We start from the raw sequence: 23,918 nt of genomic DNA on the forward strand, positions 1-23,918 counted from the left end.
TTAACGTATGGTTGAGCACGCTATTACGCGTGCTCTGCATTTTCTAATGTCAAATCACGACCACACAGTTTGGGATTGATGTCATTCAAAATGAGCAGTACGCAAGAGACCACCACAGCAGCAAGCAGTGTTGCACTTACCAGACCGAACGCAATACTGGCAATTAATGGAATTAGGAACTGCGCCTGAGTGCTGGTTTCAGTCAGCAAAGGGAGTAATCCTGCAAACGTGGTGAGCGATGTAATCAATATTGCTCTGAACCGATCGTGAATGGCCAGTTTACAGGCTTGGCGAAGTTCTTCTCCTTCTGCCACTTTGTCTTTCACAAAAGTGACCAGCAGAATATTGTCGTTAACCACAATACCCGCAAGGGTGGCAAATCCTACTAGGCTCGGAATCGTCAAATCTATTCCCAATCCTAAGTGTCCCCAAACTACGCCAATCCATGCCATTGGAATGGCGAGTAAAACCGCAAACGGTTGAACGAAGCTTTTGAACAGAAATACCAGTATCAGGTACACGCCAATAATGCCCAAAGCAAAATAGGTGAGCAGTGATGAGCCAGTGTCTGCACTCTCTTTATCTTGTCCTTGAGAAGCAAAATGCACATCGGGGTATTTCTGCGCCATTTTAGGCACAAAGTCTTTATAAAACTGCTGCATGATTTCACGTGCGTTGGCGACTTGGGTGTTGATATTGCCTTGAACGGTAGCCGTTGGAATGCCGTTGACCAAGTTAAGTCTTGAGAAGGCCTTAGTCTGGATTAAATCAGCGACAGCCATCAACGGGATCAGCTTGCCATTATTGGCGGTAATAAGCAGATCATTCAGTTCTGCTATGGTCGCTTGATGAAGAAAATCACTTTGACGAACCCGTATATCAACGATTTCTCCGTCTTGGAACACCGTAAGGTCATTGTTGCCTTTCACTGCATTTCTCAACGTTTGGGCGACTTGCACGGCTGTCACGCCTAGCACGCCCGCTTGGTCTTTAAGCGAGACTTGGATGTCATCGCGTCCATATCGCAGATCCGAAGATAGATTGAATACGCCATCGAACTGTTTGAGCCACTTTATCAAAGCTAAGTTTACAGCATAGAGGGCTTGTGGATCGTTACCCTGAACACGGATATCAATGCCGATACCCGCTACGCCCCGTTCCTTGTCTGTAAATTTAAGAGCGATAACATCAGCAGTAGGACCAACTTTGCTTTTCCAAGTTTGGATGAGGTCTTTGATACTTTGTTGGCGAAATTGAGCGGGTAACAAATCTGCGCTGACAGTTGCCATGTGTGGACCAGAATCAAAGGCATCAATGTTGGTGTTGTACATAATGGTAATACTGTTCACCAGAGTCTCGCCAAACTTCTGTTGGTATTCTTTATCTATCTCTTTTAAAGCGTTTTCGACTTTGTTCACCACAGTTTCTGTTTGCGACAACAAGCTGCCTTGGTCGAGTAGTATTCGAGCTTGTAGAGTATCGCTCTCAAGGGTTGGCATTGCTTTGAATTTAAGTAACCCAGCAGGGAAGGTGGCTGTGGTTGCAGCAACCACAAAGATTAGAATACCAATGCTAAGGTAAGGAGCCCGCATTGCCATCACAGATAAGGGTACAAAGCCTTTGTCGCGTGCAAACTCAAAGCCAGCGGTAATTCTTCTACGAATGCGGTTGCCATTGGCGACATCAGGGTGATGAGCTAAATGTGAAGGCAGAATGAACATGGCTTCAATTAAGCTCACGATAAGAGTCATCATCAATACAATTGGAATATAGCGCAGGATATCACCGAGCTTTCCGGTTAAAAACATTAATGGACCTACGACCATAATGGTGGTAGCAAAAGAGGCGATAACACCGGGTAGTACTTGCTTTGTTCCTTCTATTGCCGCTTGAACAGGAGCCATACCAGCTTCACGTTTCGCCGCGATGTTCTCTGCAATAATCAGTGAATCATCCATCAGAATACCAATGGCGACAATCAGTCCAACCATGGTCATCATATTGATGGTGTAACCAAGAATCAGCATGATAAACAGCGTACCGAGAAAAGAAACAGGAAGGCCGATCGTTACCCAAAAGCTAAAGCGAATATTGAAGAATGCCCATAGAGCTAAGAACGCGAGGAGTAAACCTTGAACACCATTGCTGCCTAGAATACGTAAACGCTCCTTAATGTTGACGCTCACATCCTGAGTTATGTTCAGCTCAACCCCTTGTGGAGCCATAGCTTGTTCTTTGTCGATGAGGCGCTGAACAACTTCACGCACTTTGATGGTATCTTGATTCTGGTTTTTCGATACCTGAAGTAGCGCCGCTCGTTTGTCGTTAAACAGAATTTTATCTTCCTCAAGTGCAAACTTTTGCTCAATCGAGGCAATATCTTTCAAACGAAGTTGAGTGGTGCTGTTGATCATCAAGTTCCCGATGTCATCCACCTGTTTAGCAAGCTGGTCAAAACGAATACTGGATTCTGATAAATCATTTTTCATTGTTCCCGCCGGAATACTGACGTTCTCTTGCTGAATTCGATTCGAAAGATCAGATATGCTTAAGCCAAATTGCCTTAAGGTTTCGCTTGGAACGGAGACTTCAATCTCTTGATCAGAGAAACCACTTATGGTCACTTGGGCAATCTCTGGGCTGGCTTTAAGATTTTGTTTTACTTTGTTTGCATACCAGTAGAGATCTTGATCAGACATAGGGCCGGTAATTGCGATGCTGACAACGGAAGCAATGCGGTCGAGTTTTGTCACTGTTGGTTGTTCGGCGCGCTCAGGGAAGTCGCTAATCGCATTCACTTTTTGCTGCACTTCACTGGTCAGAATATCGATGTTTTCGCCACGGTTGATTTCCACATTACCAATTGCCACGTTTTCTCGTGCATCACAAGTGAACTCATAAATTCCATCTAGCTTGTCCATTGCGTCTTGAAGAGGAATGCAAATCTCATCCGCCACTTCTTTAGGCGAAGCACCTGGATAGCTGACTTTCACTTCAATATTGGTGGTCGGCGCTAAAGGAAATGTGTCCTTTTGCATTTTAGGCAGTGCGTAAATCCCGAGCAGCAGGATAGCAATCATCAAAACGTTGGCCGCAGTTTTATGTTGAGCAAAGTAGGCGATCATCATTCATCTCCCTTTGCTTGCTGGCTAACCCACTGAACCATGGATTTATCTGGCTGAGCTTTTAATTTCATACCTTCAACTGCTGGCTGCAATTGACTCACCACTACCATGTCTCCTTCACTGACGCCAGATTTCAGAACCGCAATTTGGCCTTGAGTAAAATCGATTTCAACAGGTCGAATAGCGAGTTTGTTCTCTTTCACCACATAGACATTACCGCTGTGAATTGCGTTGATCGGTACAATCAGTTGGTTATCTAGCTGGGGGGATTTCAGAGTGACTTTAACAAAAGTATCGCGAATCAAAGGTGGCTTTTTCCCCGGCTGAGCTTGGCGATAAGGCTCAAGAATGCGGACAATTAGGGTCTGGCTTTGTGTCTGAGCATCAATAAAGCCGCCACTTCGGTCTACAACACCCTGCCAGTGAATCTGCCTCTCTCCTGTGGTTAAAGTGACCGTGGCTTCTAAATCGCTGTGCAATGAGTTATCGAAGCTTTGCGACTGATTCGCGCGGCGCAGTGGTCTCATCTTGCCAATCGAATACTGAGCAAGCACTTCTACCGAGTCCATTGCATCGGATTGGAGCAGTGCTTGTCCTTTGTTGACATACTCTTCAACATCAATATTGGTAGCCGTGATGCGAAGGTCATAGGGCGCTCTTACTTCGGTATGGCTAAGATCACGTCGTGCAATTTCCAGCTCAGCATTCAATACTTGCTGTTCAGCAACCGTGATCGCTTGTTCATTTTTCAGGTTTTGCAGCAACTGTTGTTTGCTTAGTAGATCGCGCTTGGCTTTGTCTTTTTCAGTTTGAGAAAGATGACCGGTTTTCGCTAGCCGCTCACTGCGTTGGTATTCTTCTTGTTGCAGTTTGTAATCTTGTTCGGCAATGGAATAACTTACGCCTAGGGTTTGATGTTTGAGTTTAGAAACGTCCAGTTCAGCATTGAGTTTAGTGATCGCGAGTTGATAAGCGGAGTCATCGAGTCTTAATAAAGGTTCATCTTTCGCCACAAAAGCCCCGTTTTTGAAGTTATCAGACACCCATATCACTCTTCCTTCAACTTCCGCTTGAGCTTGCCATTCTTGTGCCGGCTGAGTGTAGCCATAACCGATAACACTAGGTTGAATGGCAAGAGGTTTCATTTTGATCACACGAACGACTTTTGTTGCGCCTGCTTGTTCTGTTTTTGGCGGTTCTGCTTTCATGCTGGGGGCAATAAAGAGAACAATAGCACCCAATACGATTGGCGGAACAATCAATAATCTTTGAATCCAACTGTAGTTCGCCATAATCACTGTCCCTGAATTTTTATCTGTATAAGTAAAAGCTAATGTAAAAATTGTGAAATAAACAGGTGTCAGATCCCAATTTATTGCACGTTATTAATTTAGCTTTAACTAAAATAAAAAATCCGGTGCTGAGCACCGGATTTGGGTAAAGTTAGGTAAAAAATCGTCAGAGATAACTTACGTTTACGACTCTTTATCTTTAGTCAGGGACAGAATGCCAATCGAAACGGCTGCGACTCCGACAAAGCCACCTAGGATAATGACTGGCATTGCGCTGTAACCAAGGACATGCCAGATAACGGATTCAAGTGTACTCATTTCTGTGCTCCTTGTTATTGCCAGCCTTCTACGCCGTGCATATCTGGCAGGTTATGTGCGATACCTTTGTGGCAGTCAACACACGTTTTTTCACCAGACGCTAAGGCAGTAGAGTGTTGTTGAACACTACGTTCACTTTGCTCTGAGAAGTCCATAAATTCAAATTGGTGACAGTTACGACATTCGAGCGAGTCGTTCTTTTTCATCCTTGCCCATTCACGCTCGGCTAAGTGCGCGCGGCGCTCTTTGAATTTTTCTGGAGTATCGATAGTTTTCGTTACGTAGTGTGCAAACAACTCTTTGGATGCCTGAACTTTACGCACAATTTTATCCGTCCATTCGTGAGGTACGTGGCAGTCAGAACAAATAGCTCGCACGCCTGAACGGTTAGAGTAGTGAACCGTTTCTTGGATCTCCGCAACGATAGGAGCGTGACAACCAGAACAGAACTCTTCTGTGTTGGTTGCTTCCATACCCGTGTTAAATGCGCCCCAAAAGAGTAAGCCGCCAGCAAAACCCAAGAATAAGACAACACCTGCCGCTGCTTTACTTGGCCTAGTTAACTTACTCCAAAACGCTTTAAGTAGTTTCATAATCGCCTCTTATTGTGTGGTTTGCTTAGCGAAGTGATTCAACACGCTTAAAGTCATTTTCAACCAAAGGTTGAGCGTCCGCTTGAGGTACGTGACATTGCAAACAGAAATAACGACGAGGAGATACGTCGGCAAGTACCGCATCTTCGCGGTTAAGGAAGTGCGTTACGCTAATCTTAGTAGCGCCCATATCTTTGGCATTTTTCCAGCTGTGGCAAGATAAGCACTTATTCGCATCTTTCGTGACTTCGTAGTTACGAATTGAGTGTGGAATCAGTGGCGGCTGATATACATAATCCGTTTCTAATGCTTGTTCACGAGGAATTTTTTTCATTTCGTCTGCGCTTCGTGTTTCTTCAAGAAGACTAGAACCACGTAGCGACTCTAAACCACCCGTTCCGCCCGGAAGATCCAACTCAGCTTGCGCAAAAGCTACGCCGGATAAAACAGCACCTACAGATAACAGTGCAACCAGTAATTTTTTCATATTACATTCTCCGCCTAATGGCTAAATTCTTTAATGTGGCTGCCCGAAAATGTTACTGAAGGGCAGCCTTTATACGCTTGCTTTACTTATGCCACTTTCGTGATTTTAACTGGACATTTTTTGAAGTCCGTTTGTTTTGAAAGTGGGTCGGTAGCATCTAGGATCAACTTGTTGATCAGAATGCGAGCATCAAAGAATGGTACGAATACCAAGCCTTTTGGCGGCTTGTTACGACCACGAGTCTCTACACGCGCTCTAACTTCGCCGCGCTTATTAGCAATAACGACTTCATCACCACGGCGCAAACCTCGTGCGACAGCATCTTCGTGATGAATGAAACACACAGCATCAGGGAAGGCTTTGTAAAGTTCAGGTACACGTCGAGTCATACTACCTGTGTGCCAGTGTTCAAGAACACGACCAGTACATAGCCACAAATCGTATTCTGCATCTGGCACTTCAGGTGGCGCTTCGTATGGGGCAGAGATGATCCATGCCTTACCGTCTGGTTTACCGTAGAAATCCCAGCCTGTACCTTCCTTCGCATACGGATCGGAGCCTTCTTTGTAGCGCCATAGTGTTTCTTTGCCATCAACTACAGGCCAGCGTAGACCACGAGTTTGGTGGTACATATCGTAAGGTGCCAAATCGTGACCGTGACCGCGACCGAAAACAGCGTACTCTTCGAAAATACCTTTTTGCACATAGAAACCAAAGTGGTGAGCGTCATCGTTCAGTTCACGAGCTTCGCTCACTGGGTACTTGTCGATCTGACCGTTTTTGTAAAGCACATCAAACATAGTTTTGCCACGGTATTCAGGCATTTTCGCTAACAATTCTTCTGGCCACACTTCTTCCATCTTGAAGCGTTTAGAGAATTCCATTAGCTGCCATAAGTCAGATTTTGCTTCACCGACAGTACCGACTTGTTGGTACCAAGCTTGAGTACGACGCTCTGCGTTACCATAAGCTCCTTCTTTTTCCACCCACATCGCCGTTGGCAGAATCAGGTCAGCGGCTTGTGCTGTCACTGTTGGGTATGGATCAGAAACAACGATGAAGTTTTCTGGGTTGCGGTAACCCGGTAGACGTTCTTCATTGATGTTTGGACCGGCTTGCATGTTGTTATTACATTGAACCCAGTAACAGTTCAGCACGCCGTCTTTTAACATACGGTCTTGAAGAACCGCGTGGAAACCAGGTTTCGGTGGGATTGTTCCTTCAGGCAACTTCCACACTTTTTCTGCGATTTCACGGTGTTTAGGGTTTGCAACGACCATGTCTGCAGGCAGACGGTGAGCAAAGGTACCTACTTCACGTGCAGTACCACAAGCCGATGGCTGACCTGTTAGCGAGAACGGGCTGTTACCCGGAGTCGCAATTTTACCAGTCAGCAAGTGGAGGTTATACACAAGGCTTTGCATCCATACACCGCGTGTATGTTGGTTCATACCCATGGTCCAAAGCGACATTACTTTGGTATTTGGATCTGCGTACTGTTTCGCAAGAGTGATCAGTTTCTCTTCGCTCACACCTGACATTTCTGATGCTTTAGCGGCAGTGTATGGTGCTACTGATTTTTTGTACTCTTCAAAAGAGATGCTGCTCATTGAGCCATTATTGGCATTTTTTGCTTTCTTCTGTAGCGGGTGCTCATCACGCAGACCATAACCGATATCAGTCACTGCTTGTTTGAAGTTGGTGTGTTTGTTAACAAAGTCCCAGTTTACTGCGTCATTCTGAATGATGTAATTTGCGATGAAGTTGGCAATTGCTAGGTCAGATTGTGGATGGAAAATGTAACCGTGATCAGCTAGCTCAAATGAACGGTGATAGTAAGTAGACAGTACGTTTACTTTTACGTGCTGTTCGCTCAAACGACGGTCAGTCAAACGGCTCCAAAGAATAGGGTGCATTTCCGCCATGTTCGAACCCCATAAAACAAAGGAGTCCGCATTTTCTAGGTCGTCGTAACAACCCATAGGTTCATCAATACCGAAAGTACGCATGAAGCCTACTACTGCAGACGCCATACAGTGACGAGCATTCGGGTCGATGTTGTTTGAACGGAAACCAGCCTTCATTAATTTAGCTGCGGCATAACCTTCCATAACCGTCCATTGACCTGAACCAAACATACCGACGCTTGTTGGACCTTTTTTAGCAAGAGAGGCTTTCCACTTCTCAGCCATAATGTCGAACGCTTGATCCCAAGAAATAGGGGTGAAGTCTCCATCTTTAGCGTATTCGCCATTGCGCATACGAAGCAGAGGTTGAGTAAGACGGTCTTTACCGTACATGATTTTAGAAAGGAAATAACCTTTGATACAGTTCAGGCCTTTGTTTACTGGTGCTTCAGGGTCACCCTGAGTAGCCACAATACGACCATTTTGTGTACCCACTAAAACCGAGCAGCCAGTACCACAGAAACGACAAGGCGCTTTGTCCCAGGTAATTTTGGTTTGATCTGTGCTAGCAATCAGGTTTGCAGCAGATGCTGGTAATGTTACTCCAGCGATAGCTGCAGCTGATGCTGCTGCGTTTGCTTTCACAAACGCTCGTCTTGTCATTTTCATACTTCATCCTCTGTTTGGGATTGTTGAATTCCAGTGTCTTCGTCCAACTGCTCTAAATCTGTTTCGATTTGGTGATAGACCAAAACAGTGCTTAGCACGTTAGGTAAATTGTTGATGGCATCAATAGTGTCGGTAATAAAACCTTGATTCTCAGTTTCTAGAACCACCACAATTTTGCCTTCAGGGCTGTCACCGTAGACTTCTGCATTCTCGAATTCTTCGATTTGAGCCTTTATTGATTCAAGATGCTGTGGAAGCACATGAATCACCAAACTTGAAATGTGCACTTCATTCAGTGACATACATTACTCTCATTTTTATATTGCGTTGCTTACATGGATAGCTGCTGTTGGGCATACAGAAACACATGCTCCGCAACCACTGCAGTCATCAACATTGATAACTGGTTGTGCAACTTTGTTGAGTTGCAACTTAAACTGAATCGCCATGGTGTCGCATGTTTCTCCACAGCTACGACATTCAACGTTTTGATACGCCAAACAATTCTGTTTGATATCTGCTTTAATTTGCCAAGGTGAACTGGACTGTGGAAGGAAAATAGGCTCGGGACAAACCTCAGCACATTGATAACAAAATGTGCATTCGCCTCGGCTGAAATCTACGGTTGGAAAACCACCGTCACCATTAATAATGACCTTGGTTTCACAAGCAGAAACGCATTTGCCGCAACGTGTACAATCGTCGGTAAACGAAGCTGCTGATTTAACCCAAGGCATTATTATTGCTGAGTCTTCAACAGTTTTACGCGAGAACAATCGACGTCTGGCTAAATCGACCACTACAATCACCTTATAATTTGTAAGCGATAGATAGATTGTAGCTCAATGTTGTTAAGCCACAATTTTCACTTATCCATATGAAAATTGTAGTTTTCAGGCTATTTTCTTAAATACCTATAAGGAGGTAATTAAGGGTAAGCGTTGTTTTAGATCAATAATTTCCAGCGAGAGTGATCACATATTGTTGGTCTTTGACAGTGATTCAAAATATTAAGAAAGACGACAGACGTCAAAATGAAGGAAATGCACAGGTTTGGTTAGAAGAGTTGAAAGGTCGCTGATTGGCACAATTGCCAAGGCAATGTTTAGCATTGTGATGATGTCGTTTGCAACAATTAGCTTCGCTATTATAACGTTAGCATCGTCTTTGAATGATGCAGAAGCGGTAAACGTGTCTGGTTCAATGCGTATGCAAAGTTATCGCTTAGCGCATGATATTCAAAGTTCCTCCATTGACTATGTTGGTCACATTGAGAGTTTTGAGCATTCACTGTTTTCTCCGTCTATGCAGGCGCTAAAACATTGGACAGTGCCTGAAGATATTCAGTCAGATTACAACGACATCATCATCCGCTGGCAAGAGCTGAAAACAGTTTTGAAAAGTGACCAGCGAGCTGAGTATTTGAGCCTTGTTGCGGGATTCGTCAGCCAAATTGATGTGTTTGTTTTTAAACTTCAGCAGTTCTCTGAAAGCAAATTGATCAAGTTAGCATGGGTTGGTGGGTTAGGACTTGGCGGCGTATTTTTGGTTTCTGTGTTGGTTGTTATTTATACTCGAAGAGAAGTTGTAGGTCCGCTGCGTAATCTCGTTGTGGCGAGTGAGCAGGTGCAGAATCGCTCTTTTGACGTGCAATTGAAAACATCCAGCCGCAATGAAATGGCGATATTAACCCGCACGTTTAATGATATGGCGAATGAGCTAGGCAAACTGTATCACGGGCTTGAAAATGCGGTGAATGAGAAGACCCATAAGTTGCAACATGCAAACCAGTCATTGCAGGTACTTTATGAGTCGTCACAACAGTTAACGGCTTCTCGAATTAGCCAAGAGAACTTTCAAACGTTACTTAAACAAATCATCAGTGTTGAAGGTATTGAAGCTGTTCGCCTCGAAATCGATGAAGAGGCGGGCAAAGGTATTGTTTTAAATGAAGGTTATTGTGACAGTAATTGTAATAACAATTGTCACGAGCAACCATTAATGGTGGATGGGCAGACGCTAGGAAGATTGTACTGGCGGGCGGGTTTACCATGCCCTGATAGAGCACTGATAGATAGCTTTGTACAGATGCTTTCGCGTGCTGTTTATTTTAATAAAGCGCAGAAACAGGCAGAACAATTACTGCTAATGGAAGAGCGTGCGACCATCGCACGTGAACTACATGACTCTCTTGCTCAATCGCTTTCTTATTTAAAAATCCAGGTCTCTTTGCTTAAGCGAGTCATGAATAAGCTAGAACAAACGCCGCAAAGTGAAAAGACAGAAGACATTATAAAGGATATAGATGAGGGCTTATCCGGAGCCTACACTCAGCTGCGTGAGCTGTTGACTACGTTCCGATTAACCATTAAAGAGGGTAATTTCGGACGAGCGTTATTGGAAATGATCAATCAGTTGAAAGAGCACACCAGTGCGTCAATAGAGTTATCCAATAATCTCTCCTCATTGGAGTTGAATGCACACCAGCAGGTACATTTAATGCAGTTGATCCGAGAAGCGGTGATTAACGCCATTAAGCACGCGGATGCTACGAAAATTCTAGTGGAGTGCAACGAAGTTGACGGCGATGTTGTTGTTGAGGTCGAAGATAATGGTGTTGGTTTTGAAGAACACGATGCAAAACTTAACCACTATGGTTTAAGCATAATGCAAGAGCGAGCAGCCCGCCTAAACGGTGAATTGACAGTGAATTCTTCTCTGAATTCCGGTTGCAAAATAACTTTGAAATTTAAACAGTCTAAGGACATTAACGTTGACGAAGATTAGAGTAATGTTGGTGGATGACCACCCGCTAATGCGCAGAGGCATTAATCAGTTATTGAGCTTAGAAGACGATTTTGATGTGATCGCTGAAGCAAGTAACGGTACTGAAGCCGTAGCGTTGGCCCATGAAGATGAACCGGATTTAATCCTGCTCGACCTGAACATGAAGGGCATGTCTGGGCTTGATACACTTCAAGCACTACGTACCGACGGGTGTTGCTCAACCATCGTTATACTAACGGTTTCTGACAGTGCGGCAGACATTGAAGCATTAGTGAAAGCAGGGGCTGATGGCTATTTGCTAAAAGATACTGAGCCTGACGAACTGATTGAACTGTTGAAACAAGCGTCTTCAGGTGAGAAAGCCTATAGCAGCATCGTCGCGAAATATCTTCGGGAACGTGAAGCGCACTCAGACGTGTTTGACTCTTTGACTGAGCGTGAATCTCAAATTTTGGCGGAAGTGGCAAAAGGGTATCGCAATAAACAAATTGCTGATCACCTGTTTATTTCCGAAGCGACAGTAAAAGTGCACATGAAAAGTTTGCTGAAGAAGTTACGAGTGCCTTCGCGCACCGCGGCAACAGTGCTTTATTTGGAACGCTACGGTGAGCTGAGATAACAATAGTGGCTTATCAGATGCAAAAAAAAGGGGCTAATCGCCTCTTTTTTCTTTGTTTGCTAGTTACAGATTGCAATTTTAGCAGTTGTTATTGTTTCGAATAACGAGTTTTAAACTCAAATACTTTTTCAGAACACACATCGATACAACGTCCGCAGCTAATACAATCCTGATCCATCACTCTGATATCGCCATCTTTTAACGGCTCTCTAAGAACTTGTGGTTCGGGGCAGACATTGAAACAATCCATACACTTGGTGCAGGCGTTTCTGTCTGTGGCGGTGACACGCATAATGCTCTGTTTACCAATAATGCCGTAGGTCGCGCCTAACGGGCATAAGTGGCCACACCAACCATGTTCGACCAGTAACAGATCGAGTAAGAAGACAAGTACAATCAGCATCCAGCCAGCACCCATACCAAATATCAGGCCCCGATGCAGTGCAGAAACAGGGTCAATCCACACCCATAACGCACTTCCGGAAATGGCACTGCCAATCAGCAGTACCGGAATTAACCAATAACGCAGACTCTTTGGCCATGAATAGCTCGCTTTTAGATTCAATTTTCTACGTAGCCACGCGGCTAAGTCAGTGACCATATTCAATGGGCAAACCCAAGCACAAAAGGCTCTTGGTGCGATCATTGCGTATAGTGCTACAACAATCAGTGCGCCTAAAATTGCTGTGAACTCAGGAAGATGCCCTGCCGCGATAGTTTGCAGCAGTAGTAGTGGATCGGTAAACGGAATGACATCAAATAAGGTACTTGAAGACAGGTTTCCCTTGAATACTCCCCATATTGGGCCTGCCATAAACAACGCAATAATGGAAAATTGAGAAATTCGACGAAGGATCAAAAAGCGATGCGCTTTCCACCAACCTAAGTTTTGTATTGCCGCTTTACCGGCGTCTTTAGCCAAATGCTTAGCCATCATCCACCTCCTAAAGCTGGTTGCCATTAAATGGTTTAATTGGAACGCCACCGTGTTCTTCGGTGTCGATACGCACTTCAGAATGTTCTTCCCATCCTAAGCGGTAATGTTTACCTAGCTGACCTTGTGCAAGTTCTGTTGGCACTACTTTTATAGCTGCCACATCTAACACACAGGCTTCTTCGCACTTACCGCAGCCCGTACAGTAGTCGGCATGAACGGTGGGAATAAATTTGGCGTGAAAACCTGTTCTTTCATTCCGGATGGTTTCAAGGGTGATGGCTTTATCGATTGCAGGGCAGATGCGATAACAAACATCGCAACGCAAGCCCTGAAAATTAAGGCAGTTCTTTTGGTCGATGAGTACTGCTGTTCCCATCCTTGCATCGTCTATATCGGTCAGCGCAGGATCGAGTGCACCGCTGGGGCAGGCTTTTACGCAAGGAATGTCTTCGCACATCTCGCAAGGTATTTGTCTAGCTGTAAAGTACGGCGTACCCGCTGCAACAGGTGAAAGAAGCGAAGCTAACTTCAAAGTATCGTATGGACATGCCTGAACGCATAAGCCGCAACGCACGCAGGCTTTTTCGAAATCGTTACCCGGTAATGCACCCGGTGGACGAATAGGGACACCAGAGGTTTCTCTTGCCTGACTTTGCAGAGATTGCAATCCGAGGAGTGACGCGGCTGCACCGACACCGACTGCAGTTCTGGACGCATCTCTTAAGAACCGACGGCGGCTTTCGGAAATTTTTGGACGAGAAGTTTTCATACGCCAACCCTGTATAAAACGCACTACTAAAATTATAACCACATTATCTGTGTGCATAAGAATAGTCGCTACCTCCAAAGTAGTGTACGAACGCTCCGTTGATTCAGGTCAAGTGAAAGCTAATATAAATGCAAAAATGTGCAGAGATTGAAAACAAAAAGACCAGCGAATCGCTGGCCTTTTTATGGTTAAGTTCGGTTGATGTTACGCCATCATAGGAACAAGAACCGTAGTACCGATAATTACGGTAATCAAACCTGTCATCACTGGTAGGAAGGTGCGTTTAACCACTTCAAACGGGCTTAAGTGCGCCATACCTGAAGTCGCAACGATAACACCAGATACCGGAGAAATAGTACGGCCTAGGTTTGAAGCTTGTAGCATTGGGATAATTAGGAACGCTGGGTTCAGACCCAATTTTGCAGCCAGTGATGGCGCTAGCTCTACGAATGCGTAGAAAGGAGCGTTACCTGAACCTGTTGCGATTGCTGCGGCAACAGTCAAGATGGTCAGAATAAGCATTAGTGCAACGCCACCTGCGCCCGCAGTTTCTGCAAGGTGAAGTAGGTTGTCGATAGCACCGATAGACATTAAACCTTGTGCAAATACGCCTGCTGCCACTAATAGCATCACCACGCCTTTAAACGCATCGGCCATACCGTCGTAACACACTTCTAGGTCTTCTAAAGCTTCTTTACCGTTGAACTTACGAGATACGTAGTGAACTAAGGCACCAACAAAGATAGAAGCGACAACGATAGTGTAGATATCCAGAGATAAACCTTCGATGGTTTTACCGTTGAACAGGAATACACCAATAATTGGAAGGAATGGCAGAATTGAGTAATAACCCGGTGCATTCACTTCAATTTCAGACACATCAACTCGTTCCATTGGTGTGTTGTCTTTCTTATCCAGATATTTGTTCCAGAAGTAAGCGGTAATCGCCATAACGATAATGGCACAGATAGACACAGGTAGAACGGTTTGTACTGCGAACACATCTAGACTCAAGCCTGATTTTTCAGCCGCAATGACCACGTCACCAGAGGTTGGAGAAAGAATGATTGCCGCTGGTGAAGCACATACCGCTGCTGCTGCTGGGCGCGAGATACCCATCGCTGTCATCATAGGGAACAAGGTTGCCATCAAAAGCACGCCAAGACCCGTTGCAGAGCTTACAGCCAGAGACATTAAACAAGCTACGATGTACGCAGAAACAAGCAATATGTATGGTGATTTAATAAAAGAAAGTGGTTTAGAAAACTGTTTCACCACAACATTATTTGCACCAATGTGAGTCATGTAAGAAGCAAAACCACACAACAGCATGATTTGCATACCTAAGCCGCCGCCTCGGTTTTGCAGCATGAATTTGACGTATTCCAATGAATCGGTCAGTAAGTTGCCTGTTGAAGCGACGTTTTTAGGCAATACAGTGTGACCAATAATACCGGTGAGAATGAGTAGCACAAGACCACCAGTCAGTAGTACGCCAGCCGCTTTGTAGCCTTTTACGATCAGGTATCCAACAGCAATCGTAACAACTAACCCGATGAGAAGTTCAAGCATAGTAGTCTCCAATCTATGAGAATGATGCGAGTAAAGTTAAAAATAAATGTTGCAAAGTGTTACGGCAATTTACTCGAAACTTCTCTGTGGCACGAGTTCAACTTGCACTTTGAATGATCTAAAGCAAAAAAAATTTAACTATCATTTATAGGGTATTGTGCTTTTTGTGAATAATAACCCCGAATAATATTAAGAAATATATTCATTAGTTAATATTATTGTTTGCACAAGATTTTCTAATGTTAGACGATAAAAAAAGAAAAGTGGCACAAATGCGCCACTTTTTTAAAAGAGAGGGAGAATTAAGCGTATTGCGATACTATACGGTTCCAGCGGTTTCTTTTTTCAACAAAATCTAGTTTAACCTGCTCGTAGCGAACCTTCAGCATAGAACGTTCGTACTTCTTAAATGCTAGGTTTTTCTTACTTTCAAGCAGTTGTCTTTTAATATCGTAGTAATTATGAAGTTCGCTCATGAAAGCATCAAATTCATTCTGAAAGCTATTCATTAGTACTACGTGATTTGGTAATGACAGGATTCTGCTTTGCACATACACAAGTGCCATCTGTGCACGCGCTTTCTCGATTTTCAGCGGTGGTGCTTTTCTTAATTTCTTAGTCAAGCCTACCCATGAGCATGCTTTGATCAGCCATTTGGTTGGGTCGTATTGCCACCAATAAATACCGTTTCGGTAATCATTTTCAAAGATGTGGTGATAGTTATGATAGCCCTCACCAAAAGTGAAGAAAGCCAACACACCGTTGTCTCTAGCGGTGTTTCTATTGGTGTATGGTTGTGAACCCCAAATATGCGCCAGTGAGTTGATGAAGAAAGTAGTGTGGTGGTTAAGTACTAGACGAACAGCGCCAACCATCAGCAACATTCCGATAATATCGTTATAGATAATACCGAGTAGCAGAGGCACACCGATATTCATGAGTACAGCAAGATGCACGTAATAACGGTGTTGCCACATAACAATCTTATCTTTTTGAAGATCGCGGCAGTTACTGTAGTCGTCATACAGCGCTTGGTTATAATGTCGCAGCATCCAACCAATGTGTGAATACCAAAAGCCTTTCTTTGCTGAGTAGGGATCTTTGTCATTCTGGTCGACAAACTTATGGTGTACTCGGTGATCAGAAGACCAATGCAGCGCGCTATTCTGTAATGCAAATGCGCCGCCAAGAGCACACAATAAACGAACTAGCCAATGGGCTTCAAAAGCCTTGTGTGACCATAAGCGGTGATAGCCCATCGTAATTGACAAGTTGCAGAAAGAAAAACAGATGATCAGCCAAACCCAGTGCTCAGCACCGAAGCCAAAATGCCAACCAAACCACGGTGTAACAACCACAGCTAAAATAAAACTGAGTGAGAATATTGCGACATTTAGCCATATAACTGGCGGCTTAGTTGTCATGATAAAGTCCTTTGGGCTTACAAGTGTGCGCTAGATTATCAGCGAACACGTGTAAGTCAAATAACTTTAGCAAAATTGTGACCAGTATGTTTTGCTTTTTCATCCTAAATGAATAGTATGAATGGGTACTAGAAATCCTTACAGGAAGTTATAAGGACTAATAAATGGAAATTAGGATAGCGGAATATAGCGATTATGAAAAAATCGCTGCTCTTCATGTTCGAAGTTGGAAAGCAAATTACCAAGGTTTACTGAAGCAAAATTATCTTGATGATGAAGCATTGCCGGACAGACTTGTGATTTGGCAAACCCGCCTGACCAACCCACCTTTTAATCAGCATATTTTGTTGTTGGAAGAAAAAGACCAGTTAATTGGTTTTATTTGTGCGTTTGGAAATCACGATTTTGAGCGCGGTAGTATTATTGAATCACTGCATATTGACCCTGAATATCAGGGACGTGGACTCGGCAAGAAGCTGATTCGCGAAATGGCAAAGTGGATTGATCACTATTTCCCAGATAATGGCGTTTATCTGGAAGTATTGGAACAAAACAGACAGGCTATCGACTTTTACGATCACATCGGCGGCGAGCATCAATTGCAAAAAATATGGAAAGCACCTTGTGGCAGTGAAGTTCCAGAATTTGTTTACGCTTGGAAAACACCAAAACTGATGCTGGCATCCATCGAATAAATAGAGGTATTTGGATAGTCTAGCCATAATGTAAAGCCCAGCATTTGCTGGGCTTTACTGTTTTTGTGGCGATTCTTACTGAATATTAGCGCTTAGTGGTGAATTCTGAAACTGCATGGTCCATCTCTTTAGCTTGTTGAGAGACCATGTCCACTTCAGACATCACTTGCTGTGCTGAATGCATATTGTCTTCTGAGATAGAGTTTAGCTCTGTGATCGACTCACTGACTTGGTTCATCACAATGCCTTGTTCTTCTATCGCAGAAGCGATGCGTTCAGAGTTTGCTTGAATGTTGCTCATATCTGAAAGAATTAGGCTCAGGCTTTCATCAAGTTTATGGGAGTCCATCAAGGTTTCTTGGCTCTGAGCATTACACTGTTCAATGTCTTTTACGACCAGCCCCATTTGTGACTGAATGGCTGCAACGACCTTGGTGATTTCTTCTGTCGACTCGTGAGTTCTTGTTGCCAGTGAGCGAACTTCGTCGGCTACCACAGCAAACCCTCGGCCTTGTTCGCCCGCACGAGCCGCTTCAATTGCAGCGTTAAGTGCAAGAAGGTTCGTCTGCTCAGCGATTCCTTGTATGATGTTCACAGTGCCGCCAATTTTCTCAACATGATTATTCAAAGACGTAATTGAGTGCTGGCTAGATTCCAACGTTTTAGAAAGCTGCTCAATATTACTCACTGTGGAATCAACCACCAGACGACCGTTTTCAGCATTGTGAGAGGCTTGTTGAACCCCTTCAACTGCAACACTGGTACTCTCTGAAATTTCACCGATAGCGGAAACCATTTCCTGTACGGATGTTGCCATCATAGCGGTGTGTTCAGCTTGGGCATTAAAGTGTTGCAGTACTTCTTCCAACTCATTGTGCATTGCAGCAGTGCTGGCCGATAACTGGTTCGATTTTGCCTGAGAGCCTGAAATCAGCGTCTCGAACTTATCGAGCAGTTTGTTGAAGTAGTGACTGACTGACGCAAGTTCGTCTTTACCCGTGATGTCTGAGCGCAACCCGATATTGTTGGTATCAGAAATATTGTGAATAACATTCAACATACGGTTAACGCGAATGTTGATTGTTCGGCTAATCTGAAAGATAAGCCCAAAGATTACGATAATCACGAACACAGTAATGCCATTTTCAATCATGTCGATTTCAGCACGGCGATTTTCAACCGCTTTTGTGAGTGTTTCAGAAAATGTTTTAAATTGCTGCTCAACATTGTGTGAAAGGTTACGCGTATTGCCTAACAAACCTTCGTTATATTTCAAACCTATTTTCTGCTCTTGTAGAGTCACAGCTTTCGCGGCTGCAGTAAGTTCGGACATTGATGCGATTTCTCCTTGCGGATTAACCACACCAGCGAGAACATTGTCATCAAATTGACTTAGCTCAAGCTGACCTTCTTTGTTAGCATTGTTGAACGCTTGATTAAAGAGAGCGTAGTACTTTTGAAATAAACCGGATTCTTTATCCAGCCCAAGTTGAACATAAGCGGCAACCAGATCTTCAAAGCCTTTTTTATAAGACAGCAGATCATTGCGCAGATCCGCCGATGACCCTAGTTGATTGGAAGACAGAATAAGCGACAGTTCAGATTCTAAACTTAAAAAGAGTTCGCTATTCTTTTTGAATGTATCTAGGTAACTAGTGCTGCTGCGAAGTAAAAAATCTTTTTCGTTACGGCGTAAATTAAGTAATCGAATTTCAAGCTTGTCGACTAAAGTGATGGCGTGAGTTAATTCTCGTGTAGTATTCGCGAAGTAATTAGAACTAATTAGAAGGGTGATGATGCCCAAGACAGCAATAACACCTAATGAATACAGCTTTTGTTTAATATTCATATGATTACCTGGTTTATAAAGTTTATAGATATTTTTGTTATTATCGTCGTGAGTGCAGGGGGAAATCGCCCCCTTAAGTTCAGTGTCGGCTAATATATGCACGACAATTATTAAAGTTTTATGACAGGAGCCTTGGTCGGATGACTATAGACGTAGAAAAGTACAAAGGTTTGATATTTGATATGGACGGAACCCTTATCGATACTATGCCTGCACACGTCGAAGCTTGGCGTGTTACCGCTGAGAAATTTGACTTCCCATTTGATGCAAAATGGCTGCAAAGCATGGGCGGAATGCCGAGTATAAAAATTGCTGTTGAGGTGAGTAAAGCGTATGGCATTGAACTCGATCCTAAAGCGGTCTCTGATTACAAGATGAAGGCGTTTAGTCAAATTGATGAAAGCGGCGATTTGATTACAGATACTGCGAACCTGCTTGAAGCAAACTTAGGTAAGAAGAAATTGGCGGTAGGTACCGGGAGCCAACGCGTGAGCGCAATTAAGCTACTGACCCGAGTAAACATGCTTGATAAGTTGGATGCGTTAGTCACGGCGACAGATGTTGAAAATCATAAGCCTCACCCACAAACGTTTTTAACGGCGTGTGAATTATTGGGATTAGAACCTCAAGAGTGCGTGGTGTTTGAAGATACCGATCTCGGTAAACAAGCTGCGCACGCAGGTGGTATGGATTGCATTATGGTGACAGAACACGGATTGCAGTTTTTTCCATATCCCGCTTAATCTCATTTCAATAAAAAGAGCCGTTTTGGAACGGCTCTTTAGCAACTTTCTGGCATTAAACAAAGTGCCAGTGATTAGTTAATCGCAATCAATTCAACATCAAAGATCAGTGTCGCCGATGGCGGAATAGGGCCAGTGCCACTTTTGCCATAACCAAGGTTTGCAGGGATGAAAAGGCGCATTTTTTGCCCTTCAACCATCAACTGAACACCTTCTTGCCAGCCTTTAATCACTTGGTTTAAGCCAAATGTAATCGGCTCATTGCGTTGGTAAGAACTGTCGAAGATAGTACCGTCAAGCAGTTTACCTTCGTAGTGAACCGTAACTTTGCTGTTTGCTTTTGGATGGACAGTACCTGTTCCTTCTTCAAGCACAAGATACTGCAAACCACTTTCAGTGGTGTGAACATCTGGTTTAGCTGCATTCTCTGTTAAGAATGCCTGACCTTGTGCAAGTTGCTCTTCACCGGCTTTATGGTTTGTCCAAGTGCGGTATACGAAAAATGCCGCAAGTACAAAAATAACAATAGGAAATACGATTTTATACATGGTTATTGGTCTTATGGTTGAGTTAGTAAGTAGCTGATAGTTTTGGCAATACCTTCCACATCTTTGTGGCCACTAGTAAGAACTTGGTATTTTCCTTTGACAACAAAAGTAGGAACGGCATTGATTTGGCCTTCACGTGACGCTTTGTCTGCGGTTTTCATCATACCCATCACCGATTTTTGCTGATCTTGACTTAAGTGATAAGGGGTCGTTAGGTTTCGGTCTGTAAAGACTTTTTCAATCGCTGCTTGGCGTTCAGTTAGTGTTGAACCTTCGCCCATTTGAACCGCTGCAAACAATTCCTCCATCATCGCAGTATCTGGAATACCATCTATCTGCATCGCCGCTGTGTAGTAAATCATAGCGCCGATTTTCGCACCTTCATTGAAAGTCACGTGCAGCTTACCAAAGTGCTCGTTCGTCAACTGTTCTAGTTGAGGAATGATGGTTTCCATTTTTCGACAATGGCCGCAGGTAAGTGAAAACACTTCAGTTACAGGTGCTAAGCGATAGGTAGAAAGATTTGCTGGCAATAGTTGGTATTGTTCTCCTTCGATTGGTGTTGAATTGTCGCTGCAACCAGAGAGTAAAAATACCAAGGAAAACAGACTTATAAAGCCAGTGAGCAATTTTTTCATATTAGATTCGCCTTTCAAAAACACTAGCTTAGATTCTAACGGCTTAACGATGTGACGCAAACCGCGGATAAACAAATTGTTATCAATTTTCTATAAAGTTTTATAAATGGTGCCGATAAAGGTATGTAGTTAGATTGAAGGGTGATGTATTCGATGAAATTTTTAGTTTTTCCATTGATGTTGTTATTAGCTGGTTGTGGTTCACTACAAACTGACCGTATGTTCAGTAATAATTTGTTAGATGCGGCTCCGAAAGGCGAGACGGATGTCCGTAATCCTGATTGGGTAGCGCCATCGCGTAGTGCAACTTCTGGTGTACGTGGTCCATTGGGTCAAGTTCGCACGAGCAGCTACGAAGCCTTGCAACAATTTTTATTACACAACGGCGTGGATTATGAAGTTCTGCCCGGCAACCATGTCATGGTTCGCTTAAAAGATTCTGTTCAATTTGAAACGGGCTCTTCTAAGGTTTCACAAGATTCCTATCACTGGTTATCGATGATGAGTGATTTTCTTTCACGACAACAAGGCATCGATGTTGTGATAGATGGGCATACTGACAGCACGGGTAAACCTACGTTTAATGATTCGTTGTCTGTAAAACGTGCAGATACAGTGAAAACAACTTTGATTAAAAACAGAGTAGCTAAAGACGCTATCTATACACGTGGCTATGGTGAATACATCCCAGCATGTACCAACCGCACAACAGAAGGGCGAGCGTGTAACCGCAGAGTAGAACTGTTATTCATTGTTTCAAATAATTAATTGCTCAATTACTCATTTAATTAATAAGTCCTTCATCTACTCTAAATCCCAGCTTCGGCTGGGATTTTTGTTTAATGTCCTCATCATTTCAAAGGAAATTGATAGCACTCTCAGTTATCGAATAAAATGCGATAATAATTTTGAAACAATATTAACGTTTGTGTACATTCCCTCACAAAATATAACGTATAAGATATCGAGAAGTATGTCATTTCATCAAGTTCCCTCAGATCTGGAGGTTCCAGTCGGAAAGACAGATCAACTAGTTTCTACCACAGATCTGAAAGGCGTTATTACCTACTGTAACGAAACCTTCTGTCGTATAGCCGGATTTACTGAAAGTGAGTTGTTAGGGCAGAACCACAATATCGTTCGTCATCCTGATATGCCTAAAGCGGCATTCGCTGATATGTGGAGTCACTTAAAAAAAGGCCATCCATGGCGTGGAATTGTTAAGAACCGTACTAAAACCAACGGTCATTACTGGGTCGATGCTTACGTCACTCCTATCTACCAAAATGGAAAGCTAGCCGGTTATCAGTCGGTCCGTGTACAACCAAAACGCGAACGCGTTGAAACAGCAAGTAAAGCCTATAAAGCGTTGTGTAAAGCAGAGAAAAGCGGTAAGAGTTTCTCATTTACTTTGCCTGTTTCTGTTCGTTACGCCATTTTAGCTGGTTCACTATCTGCGCCATCACTAGCATATTTGGCATCTGCAAGCAGTGTCGTTCAGTTAATTTCGGGTCTATTGCCTGTTGCTGCTTTATCATTGCTATTTAGAAATGAACTGATTGAAACACCTCGCCAGATTAACAAGCTGAAGAATAAATACGACAGTATCAGCCGCCTTATTTATTCAGGTAACAGTGAGTTTTCCTATGCGGATTATCATCTGCGTATGTACTCAGCACGTATTCGTACCGTGTTGGGGCGAATGGTGGATTCCGCTAAGCCGCTTTATGCGACTTCTGAACAACTTAACCAAACTTGTGTTGAAGTAAACCAAGCATTGGAACAGCAAAACATTGATATTCAGAGCGTAATGAGTGCAACTGATTCGGTAGAGTCTGCCGCTGATGCGGTTTCCAGCAGCACTAATGAAGCCTATTCCTTGTTAGATCAAGCGCAGAATCAATGTTTGAAAACGAAGCAAACTATTCAACAGACGCACTCTGACCTAATGGCTTTGGCTGAGCAAGCTGAACGAGCAACAGGCACTACCCATCAATTGAGCGATCAAGCTAATGCGGTCAGTAAGTTGATGGAAGAAATCGATGGTATTGCTGCTCAAACGAACTTGCTCGCGCTTAACGCGGCTATTGAAGCCGCCAGAGCAGGGGAGCAGGGCAGAGGCTTTTCAGTTGTTGCTGATGAAGTTCGGGCTTTATCCGGAAGAACGCAAAAGGCGACTCACCAAATTCAAAATAGTTTATCTGCGATGGTAGAGACCATAAGCACTTGGCAACATGAGATTCAAGAAAGTCAAATACAAACTCAGGCGTGTGGTCTAGTTGCCGAGGAAACGGGTAATCGACTTTATGAAGTTGAACGAATGCTTTCGGAGATGCAAACCTTAGTGGGTGATATGGCGAAGTCAGCAGAAGCGCAGCGCGGTTTGACTCAAGAGGTGAACCACCATATTCACTCTATCGCATCAGCTGCGACTCAAAACGTTGCGGCTACGAGTATTGTCAGTGAGCACAGCCGAGAGATGAAACAACAAGTCGATAATTTCATAACTCTCGCGGCACGTTTTGAAGAGAAGTAATAAAAGACCAGAAATAAAAACGGAGACTTAGCGTCTCCGTTTTTATTGAAGCTTTAAGAAGCAAGCTCTTTGACTTGGAGAGTTACTTTTCCCAACGTTTAGTTGCTCTTTGGTCGAGATTTACTCGCGACTGATGTGCCGGCAGTATGAATATCTTTGTAGCGAGATATCTTTATGCACAAAAAAATCCCCGCACAATGGCGGGGATTTCTATTCTTTATCGTATTTGATTAAGCCAGTAGATCGTTAGCTTTCTCAACCACGTTTTCAACAGTGAAGCCGAACATCTTGAATAGCTCGTCTGCTGGTGCAGATTCACCGAATGTGGTCATACCGATGATTTTGCCGTTTAGACCAACGTATTTGTACCAGTAATCCGCAATACCTGCTTCGATAGCGATACGTGCAGT

Annotated in this window: 22 protein-coding genes; 6 read left to right on the plus strand and 16 right to left on the minus strand. The window is 43.7% G+C overall.

From position 1 onward, the window contains the following. Positions 1 to 23 precede the first annotated feature (23 nt). The 8 genes from ACRQQK_RS02210 to napF form a co-directional block, all read right to left on the minus strand. Positions 24 to 3,128 (minus strand): efflux RND transporter permease subunit, encoded by a 3,105-nt coding sequence (locus tag ACRQQK_RS02210; protein WP_457509873.1) that lies wholly within the window; start codon positions 3,126 to 3,128, stop codon positions 24 to 26. Beyond that, positions 3,125 to 4,417: an efflux RND transporter periplasmic adaptor subunit gene (locus ACRQQK_RS02215; protein ID WP_457509874.1), complete on the minus strand. Its 1,293-nt coding sequence runs from the start codon at positions 4,415 to 4,417 to the stop codon at positions 3,125 to 3,127. The genes ACRQQK_RS02210 and ACRQQK_RS02215 overlap by 4 nt, the downstream gene beginning before the upstream one ends. A 183-nt stretch (positions 4,418 to 4,600) precedes the next feature. Then, entirely contained in the window at positions 4,601 to 4,735 is a 135-nt protein-coding gene (locus ACRQQK_RS02220; RefSeq protein WP_457509875.1) for a TIGR02808 family protein, read from the minus strand. 14 nt (positions 4,736 to 4,749) lie between these two features. Further along, positions 4,750 to 5,328 carry a NapC/NirT family cytochrome c gene (locus ACRQQK_RS02225; protein ID WP_457509876.1) on the minus strand — a complete coding sequence of 193 codons (579 nt, stop codon included), beginning with the start codon at positions 5,326 to 5,328 and terminating at the stop codon, positions 4,750 to 4,752. A 25-nt stretch (positions 5,329 to 5,353) separates the two neighbouring features. Continuing rightward, complete coding sequence (locus ACRQQK_RS02230; RefSeq protein ID WP_457509877.1) at positions 5,354 to 5,815, minus strand: nitrate reductase cytochrome c-type subunit; 462 nt, start codon at positions 5,813 to 5,815, stop codon at positions 5,354 to 5,356. Positions 5,816 to 5,901: 86 nt separating this feature from the next. Beyond that, entirely contained in the window at positions 5,902 to 8,391 is a 2,490-nt protein-coding gene (gene napA, locus ACRQQK_RS02235) for a periplasmic nitrate reductase subunit alpha (protein WP_457509878.1), read from the minus strand. Then, the gene (locus ACRQQK_RS02240) at positions 8,388 to 8,693 is read right to left on the minus strand and encodes a chaperone NapD (RefSeq protein WP_042483070.1); all 306 of its coding nucleotides are present in this window, start codon (positions 8,691 to 8,693) and stop codon (positions 8,388 to 8,390) included. Before ACRQQK_RS02240 ends, napA begins: the two co-directional genes overlap by 4 nt. 15 nt (positions 8,694 to 8,708) lie before the next feature. After that, positions 8,709 to 9,191 (minus strand): ferredoxin-type protein NapF, encoded by a 483-nt coding sequence (gene napF / locus ACRQQK_RS02245; RefSeq protein ID WP_457509879.1) that lies wholly within the window; start codon positions 9,189 to 9,191, stop codon positions 8,709 to 8,711. 253 nt (positions 9,192 to 9,444) lie between these two features. On the opposite strand from napF, the gene narQ reads away from it, so the two are divergent. After that, positions 9,445 to 11,178 carry a nitrate/nitrite two-component system sensor histidine kinase NarQ gene (narQ, locus tag ACRQQK_RS02250; RefSeq protein WP_457509880.1) on the plus strand — a complete coding sequence of 578 codons (1,734 nt, stop codon included), beginning with the start codon at positions 9,445 to 9,447 and terminating at the stop codon, positions 11,176 to 11,178. After that, complete coding sequence (locus tag ACRQQK_RS02255) at positions 11,165 to 11,797, plus strand: response regulator (protein ID WP_457509881.1); 633 nt, start codon at positions 11,165 to 11,167, stop codon at positions 11,795 to 11,797. The genes narQ and ACRQQK_RS02255 overlap by 14 nt, the downstream gene beginning before the upstream one ends. An 88-nt stretch (positions 11,798 to 11,885) precedes the next feature. Here ACRQQK_RS02255 and napH read toward each other — a convergent pair whose 3' ends face one another. From napH to ACRQQK_RS02275, 4 genes are all read right to left on the minus strand, one after another. After that, positions 11,886 to 12,731: a quinol dehydrogenase ferredoxin subunit NapH gene (gene napH, locus ACRQQK_RS02260; RefSeq protein WP_457509882.1), complete on the minus strand. Its 846-nt coding sequence runs from the start codon at positions 12,729 to 12,731 to the stop codon at positions 11,886 to 11,888. Positions 12,732 to 12,741: 10 nt separating this feature from the next. Then, a complete protein-coding gene (napG, locus tag ACRQQK_RS02265) occupies positions 12,742 to 13,503 on the minus strand; it encodes a ferredoxin-type protein NapG (RefSeq protein WP_042483438.1) in 762 nt (253 codons plus the stop codon). Between the two features lie 204 nt (positions 13,504 to 13,707). Beyond that, entirely contained in the window at positions 13,708 to 15,075 is a 1,368-nt protein-coding gene (gene dcuC / locus ACRQQK_RS02270; RefSeq protein ID WP_102942256.1) for an anaerobic C4-dicarboxylate transporter DcuC, read from the minus strand. 302 nt (positions 15,076 to 15,377) lie between these two features. Then, positions 15,378 to 16,499, minus strand: a complete 1,122-nt coding sequence (locus ACRQQK_RS02275) for an acyl-CoA desaturase (RefSeq protein ID WP_457509883.1) — start codon at positions 16,497 to 16,499, stop codon at positions 15,378 to 15,380. A gap of 164 nt (positions 16,500 to 16,663) precedes the next feature. On the opposite strand from ACRQQK_RS02275, the gene ACRQQK_RS02280 reads away from it, so the two are divergent. Then, positions 16,664 to 17,194 carry an N-acetyltransferase family protein gene (locus tag ACRQQK_RS02280; protein ID WP_457509884.1) on the plus strand — a complete coding sequence of 177 codons (531 nt, stop codon included), beginning with the start codon at positions 16,664 to 16,666 and terminating at the stop codon, positions 17,192 to 17,194. Between the two features lie 85 nt (positions 17,195 to 17,279). Here ACRQQK_RS02280 and ACRQQK_RS02285 read toward each other — a convergent pair whose 3' ends face one another. Then, a complete protein-coding gene (locus tag ACRQQK_RS02285) occupies positions 17,280 to 19,043 on the minus strand; it encodes a methyl-accepting chemotaxis protein (RefSeq protein ID WP_457509885.1) in 1,764 nt (587 codons plus the stop codon). A gap of 140 nt (positions 19,044 to 19,183) precedes the next feature. On the opposite strand from ACRQQK_RS02285, the gene ACRQQK_RS02290 reads away from it, so the two are divergent. After that, positions 19,184 to 19,786: a beta-phosphoglucomutase family hydrolase gene (locus ACRQQK_RS02290; protein WP_457509886.1), complete on the plus strand. Its 603-nt coding sequence runs from the start codon at positions 19,184 to 19,186 to the stop codon at positions 19,784 to 19,786. 74 nt (positions 19,787 to 19,860) lie between these two features. Here ACRQQK_RS02290 and ACRQQK_RS02295 read toward each other — a convergent pair whose 3' ends face one another. Next, positions 19,861 to 20,334: an FKBP-type peptidyl-prolyl cis-trans isomerase gene (locus ACRQQK_RS02295; protein ID WP_457509887.1), complete on the minus strand. Its 474-nt coding sequence runs from the start codon at positions 20,332 to 20,334 to the stop codon at positions 19,861 to 19,863. Between the two features lie 11 nt (positions 20,335 to 20,345). Next, entirely contained in the window at positions 20,346 to 20,972 is a 627-nt protein-coding gene (locus ACRQQK_RS02300; RefSeq protein ID WP_457509888.1) for a thiol:disulfide interchange protein DsbA/DsbL, read from the minus strand. Between the two features lie 153 nt (positions 20,973 to 21,125). On the opposite strand from ACRQQK_RS02300, the gene ACRQQK_RS02305 reads away from it, so the two are divergent. Further along, entirely contained in the window at positions 21,126 to 21,740 is a 615-nt protein-coding gene (locus ACRQQK_RS02305; protein ID WP_457509889.1) for an OmpA family protein, read from the plus strand. A 205-nt stretch (positions 21,741 to 21,945) separates the two neighbouring features. Further along, a complete protein-coding gene (locus tag ACRQQK_RS02310; protein WP_457509890.1) occupies positions 21,946 to 23,508 on the plus strand; it encodes a methyl-accepting chemotaxis protein in 1,563 nt (520 codons plus the stop codon). A 230-nt stretch (positions 23,509 to 23,738) separates the two neighbouring features. On the opposite strand, the gene ACRQQK_RS02315 is transcribed toward ACRQQK_RS02310, so the two are convergent. Then, positions 23,739 to 23,918 (minus strand): transketolase-like TK C-terminal-containing protein (locus ACRQQK_RS02315; RefSeq protein ID WP_457509891.1); only part of this gene is annotated, 180 nt, incomplete at its 5' end.

The sequence above is a fragment of the Vibrio sp. C8 genome (assembly GCF_054051265.1).

Bases quoted from the DNA above. Each gene is read 5' to 3' on its own strand.
- ACRQQK_RS02230 (WP_457509877.1), bottom strand. From the start codon at position 5,815: ATGAAAAAATTACTGGTTGCACTGTTATCTGTAGGTGCTGTTTTATCC.
- ACRQQK_RS02285 (WP_457509885.1), bottom strand. From the start codon at position 19,043: ATGAATATTAAACAAAAGCTGTATTCATTAGGTGTTATTGCTGTCTTG.
- ACRQQK_RS02240 (WP_042483070.1), bottom strand. From the start codon at position 8,693: ATGTCACTGAATGAAGTGCACATTTCAAGTTTGGTGATTCATGTGCTT.
- ACRQQK_RS02300 (WP_457509888.1), bottom strand. From the start codon at position 20,972: ATGAAAAAATTGCTCACTGGCTTTATAAGTCTGTTTTCCTTGGTATTT.
- ACRQQK_RS02310 (WP_457509890.1), top strand. From the start codon at position 21,946: ATGTCATTTCATCAAGTTCCCTCAGATCTGGAGGTTCCAGTCGGAAAG.
- ACRQQK_RS02210 (WP_457509873.1), bottom strand. From the start codon at position 3,128: ATGATGATCGCCTACTTTGCTCAACATAAAACTGCGGCCAACGTTTTG.
- ACRQQK_RS02295 (WP_457509887.1), bottom strand. From the start codon at position 20,334: ATGTATAAAATCGTATTTCCTATTGTTATTTTTGTACTTGCGGCATTT.
- napG (WP_042483438.1), bottom strand. From the start codon at position 13,503: ATGAAAACTTCTCGTCCAAAAATTTCCGAAAGCCGCCGTCGGTTCTTA.
- dcuC (WP_102942256.1), bottom strand. From the start codon at position 15,075: ATGCTTGAACTTCTCATCGGGTTAGTTGTTACGATTGCTGTTGGATAC.
- ACRQQK_RS02290 (WP_457509886.1), top strand. From the start codon at position 19,184: ATGACTATAGACGTAGAAAAGTACAAAGGTTTGATATTTGATATGGAC.
- ACRQQK_RS02305 (WP_457509889.1), top strand. From the start codon at position 21,126: ATGAAATTTTTAGTTTTTCCATTGATGTTGTTATTAGCTGGTTGTGGT.
- napA (WP_457509878.1), bottom strand. From the start codon at position 8,391: ATGAAAATGACAAGACGAGCGTTTGTGAAAGCAAACGCAGCAGCATCA.
- ACRQQK_RS02280 (WP_457509884.1), top strand. From the start codon at position 16,664: ATGGAAATTAGGATAGCGGAATATAGCGATTATGAAAAAATCGCTGCT.
- napH (WP_457509882.1), bottom strand. From the start codon at position 12,731: ATGGCTAAGCATTTGGCTAAAGACGCCGGTAAAGCGGCAATACAAAAC.
- ACRQQK_RS02275 (WP_457509883.1), bottom strand. From the start codon at position 16,499: ATGACAACTAAGCCGCCAGTTATATGGCTAAATGTCGCAATATTCTCA.
- ACRQQK_RS02220 (WP_457509875.1), bottom strand. From the start codon at position 4,735: ATGAGTACACTTGAATCCGTTATCTGGCATGTCCTTGGTTACAGCGCA.
- ACRQQK_RS02225 (WP_457509876.1), bottom strand. From the start codon at position 5,328: ATGAAACTACTTAAAGCGTTTTGGAGTAAGTTAACTAGGCCAAGTAAA.
- ACRQQK_RS02215 (WP_457509874.1), bottom strand. From the start codon at position 4,417: ATGGCGAACTACAGTTGGATTCAAAGATTATTGATTGTTCCGCCAATC.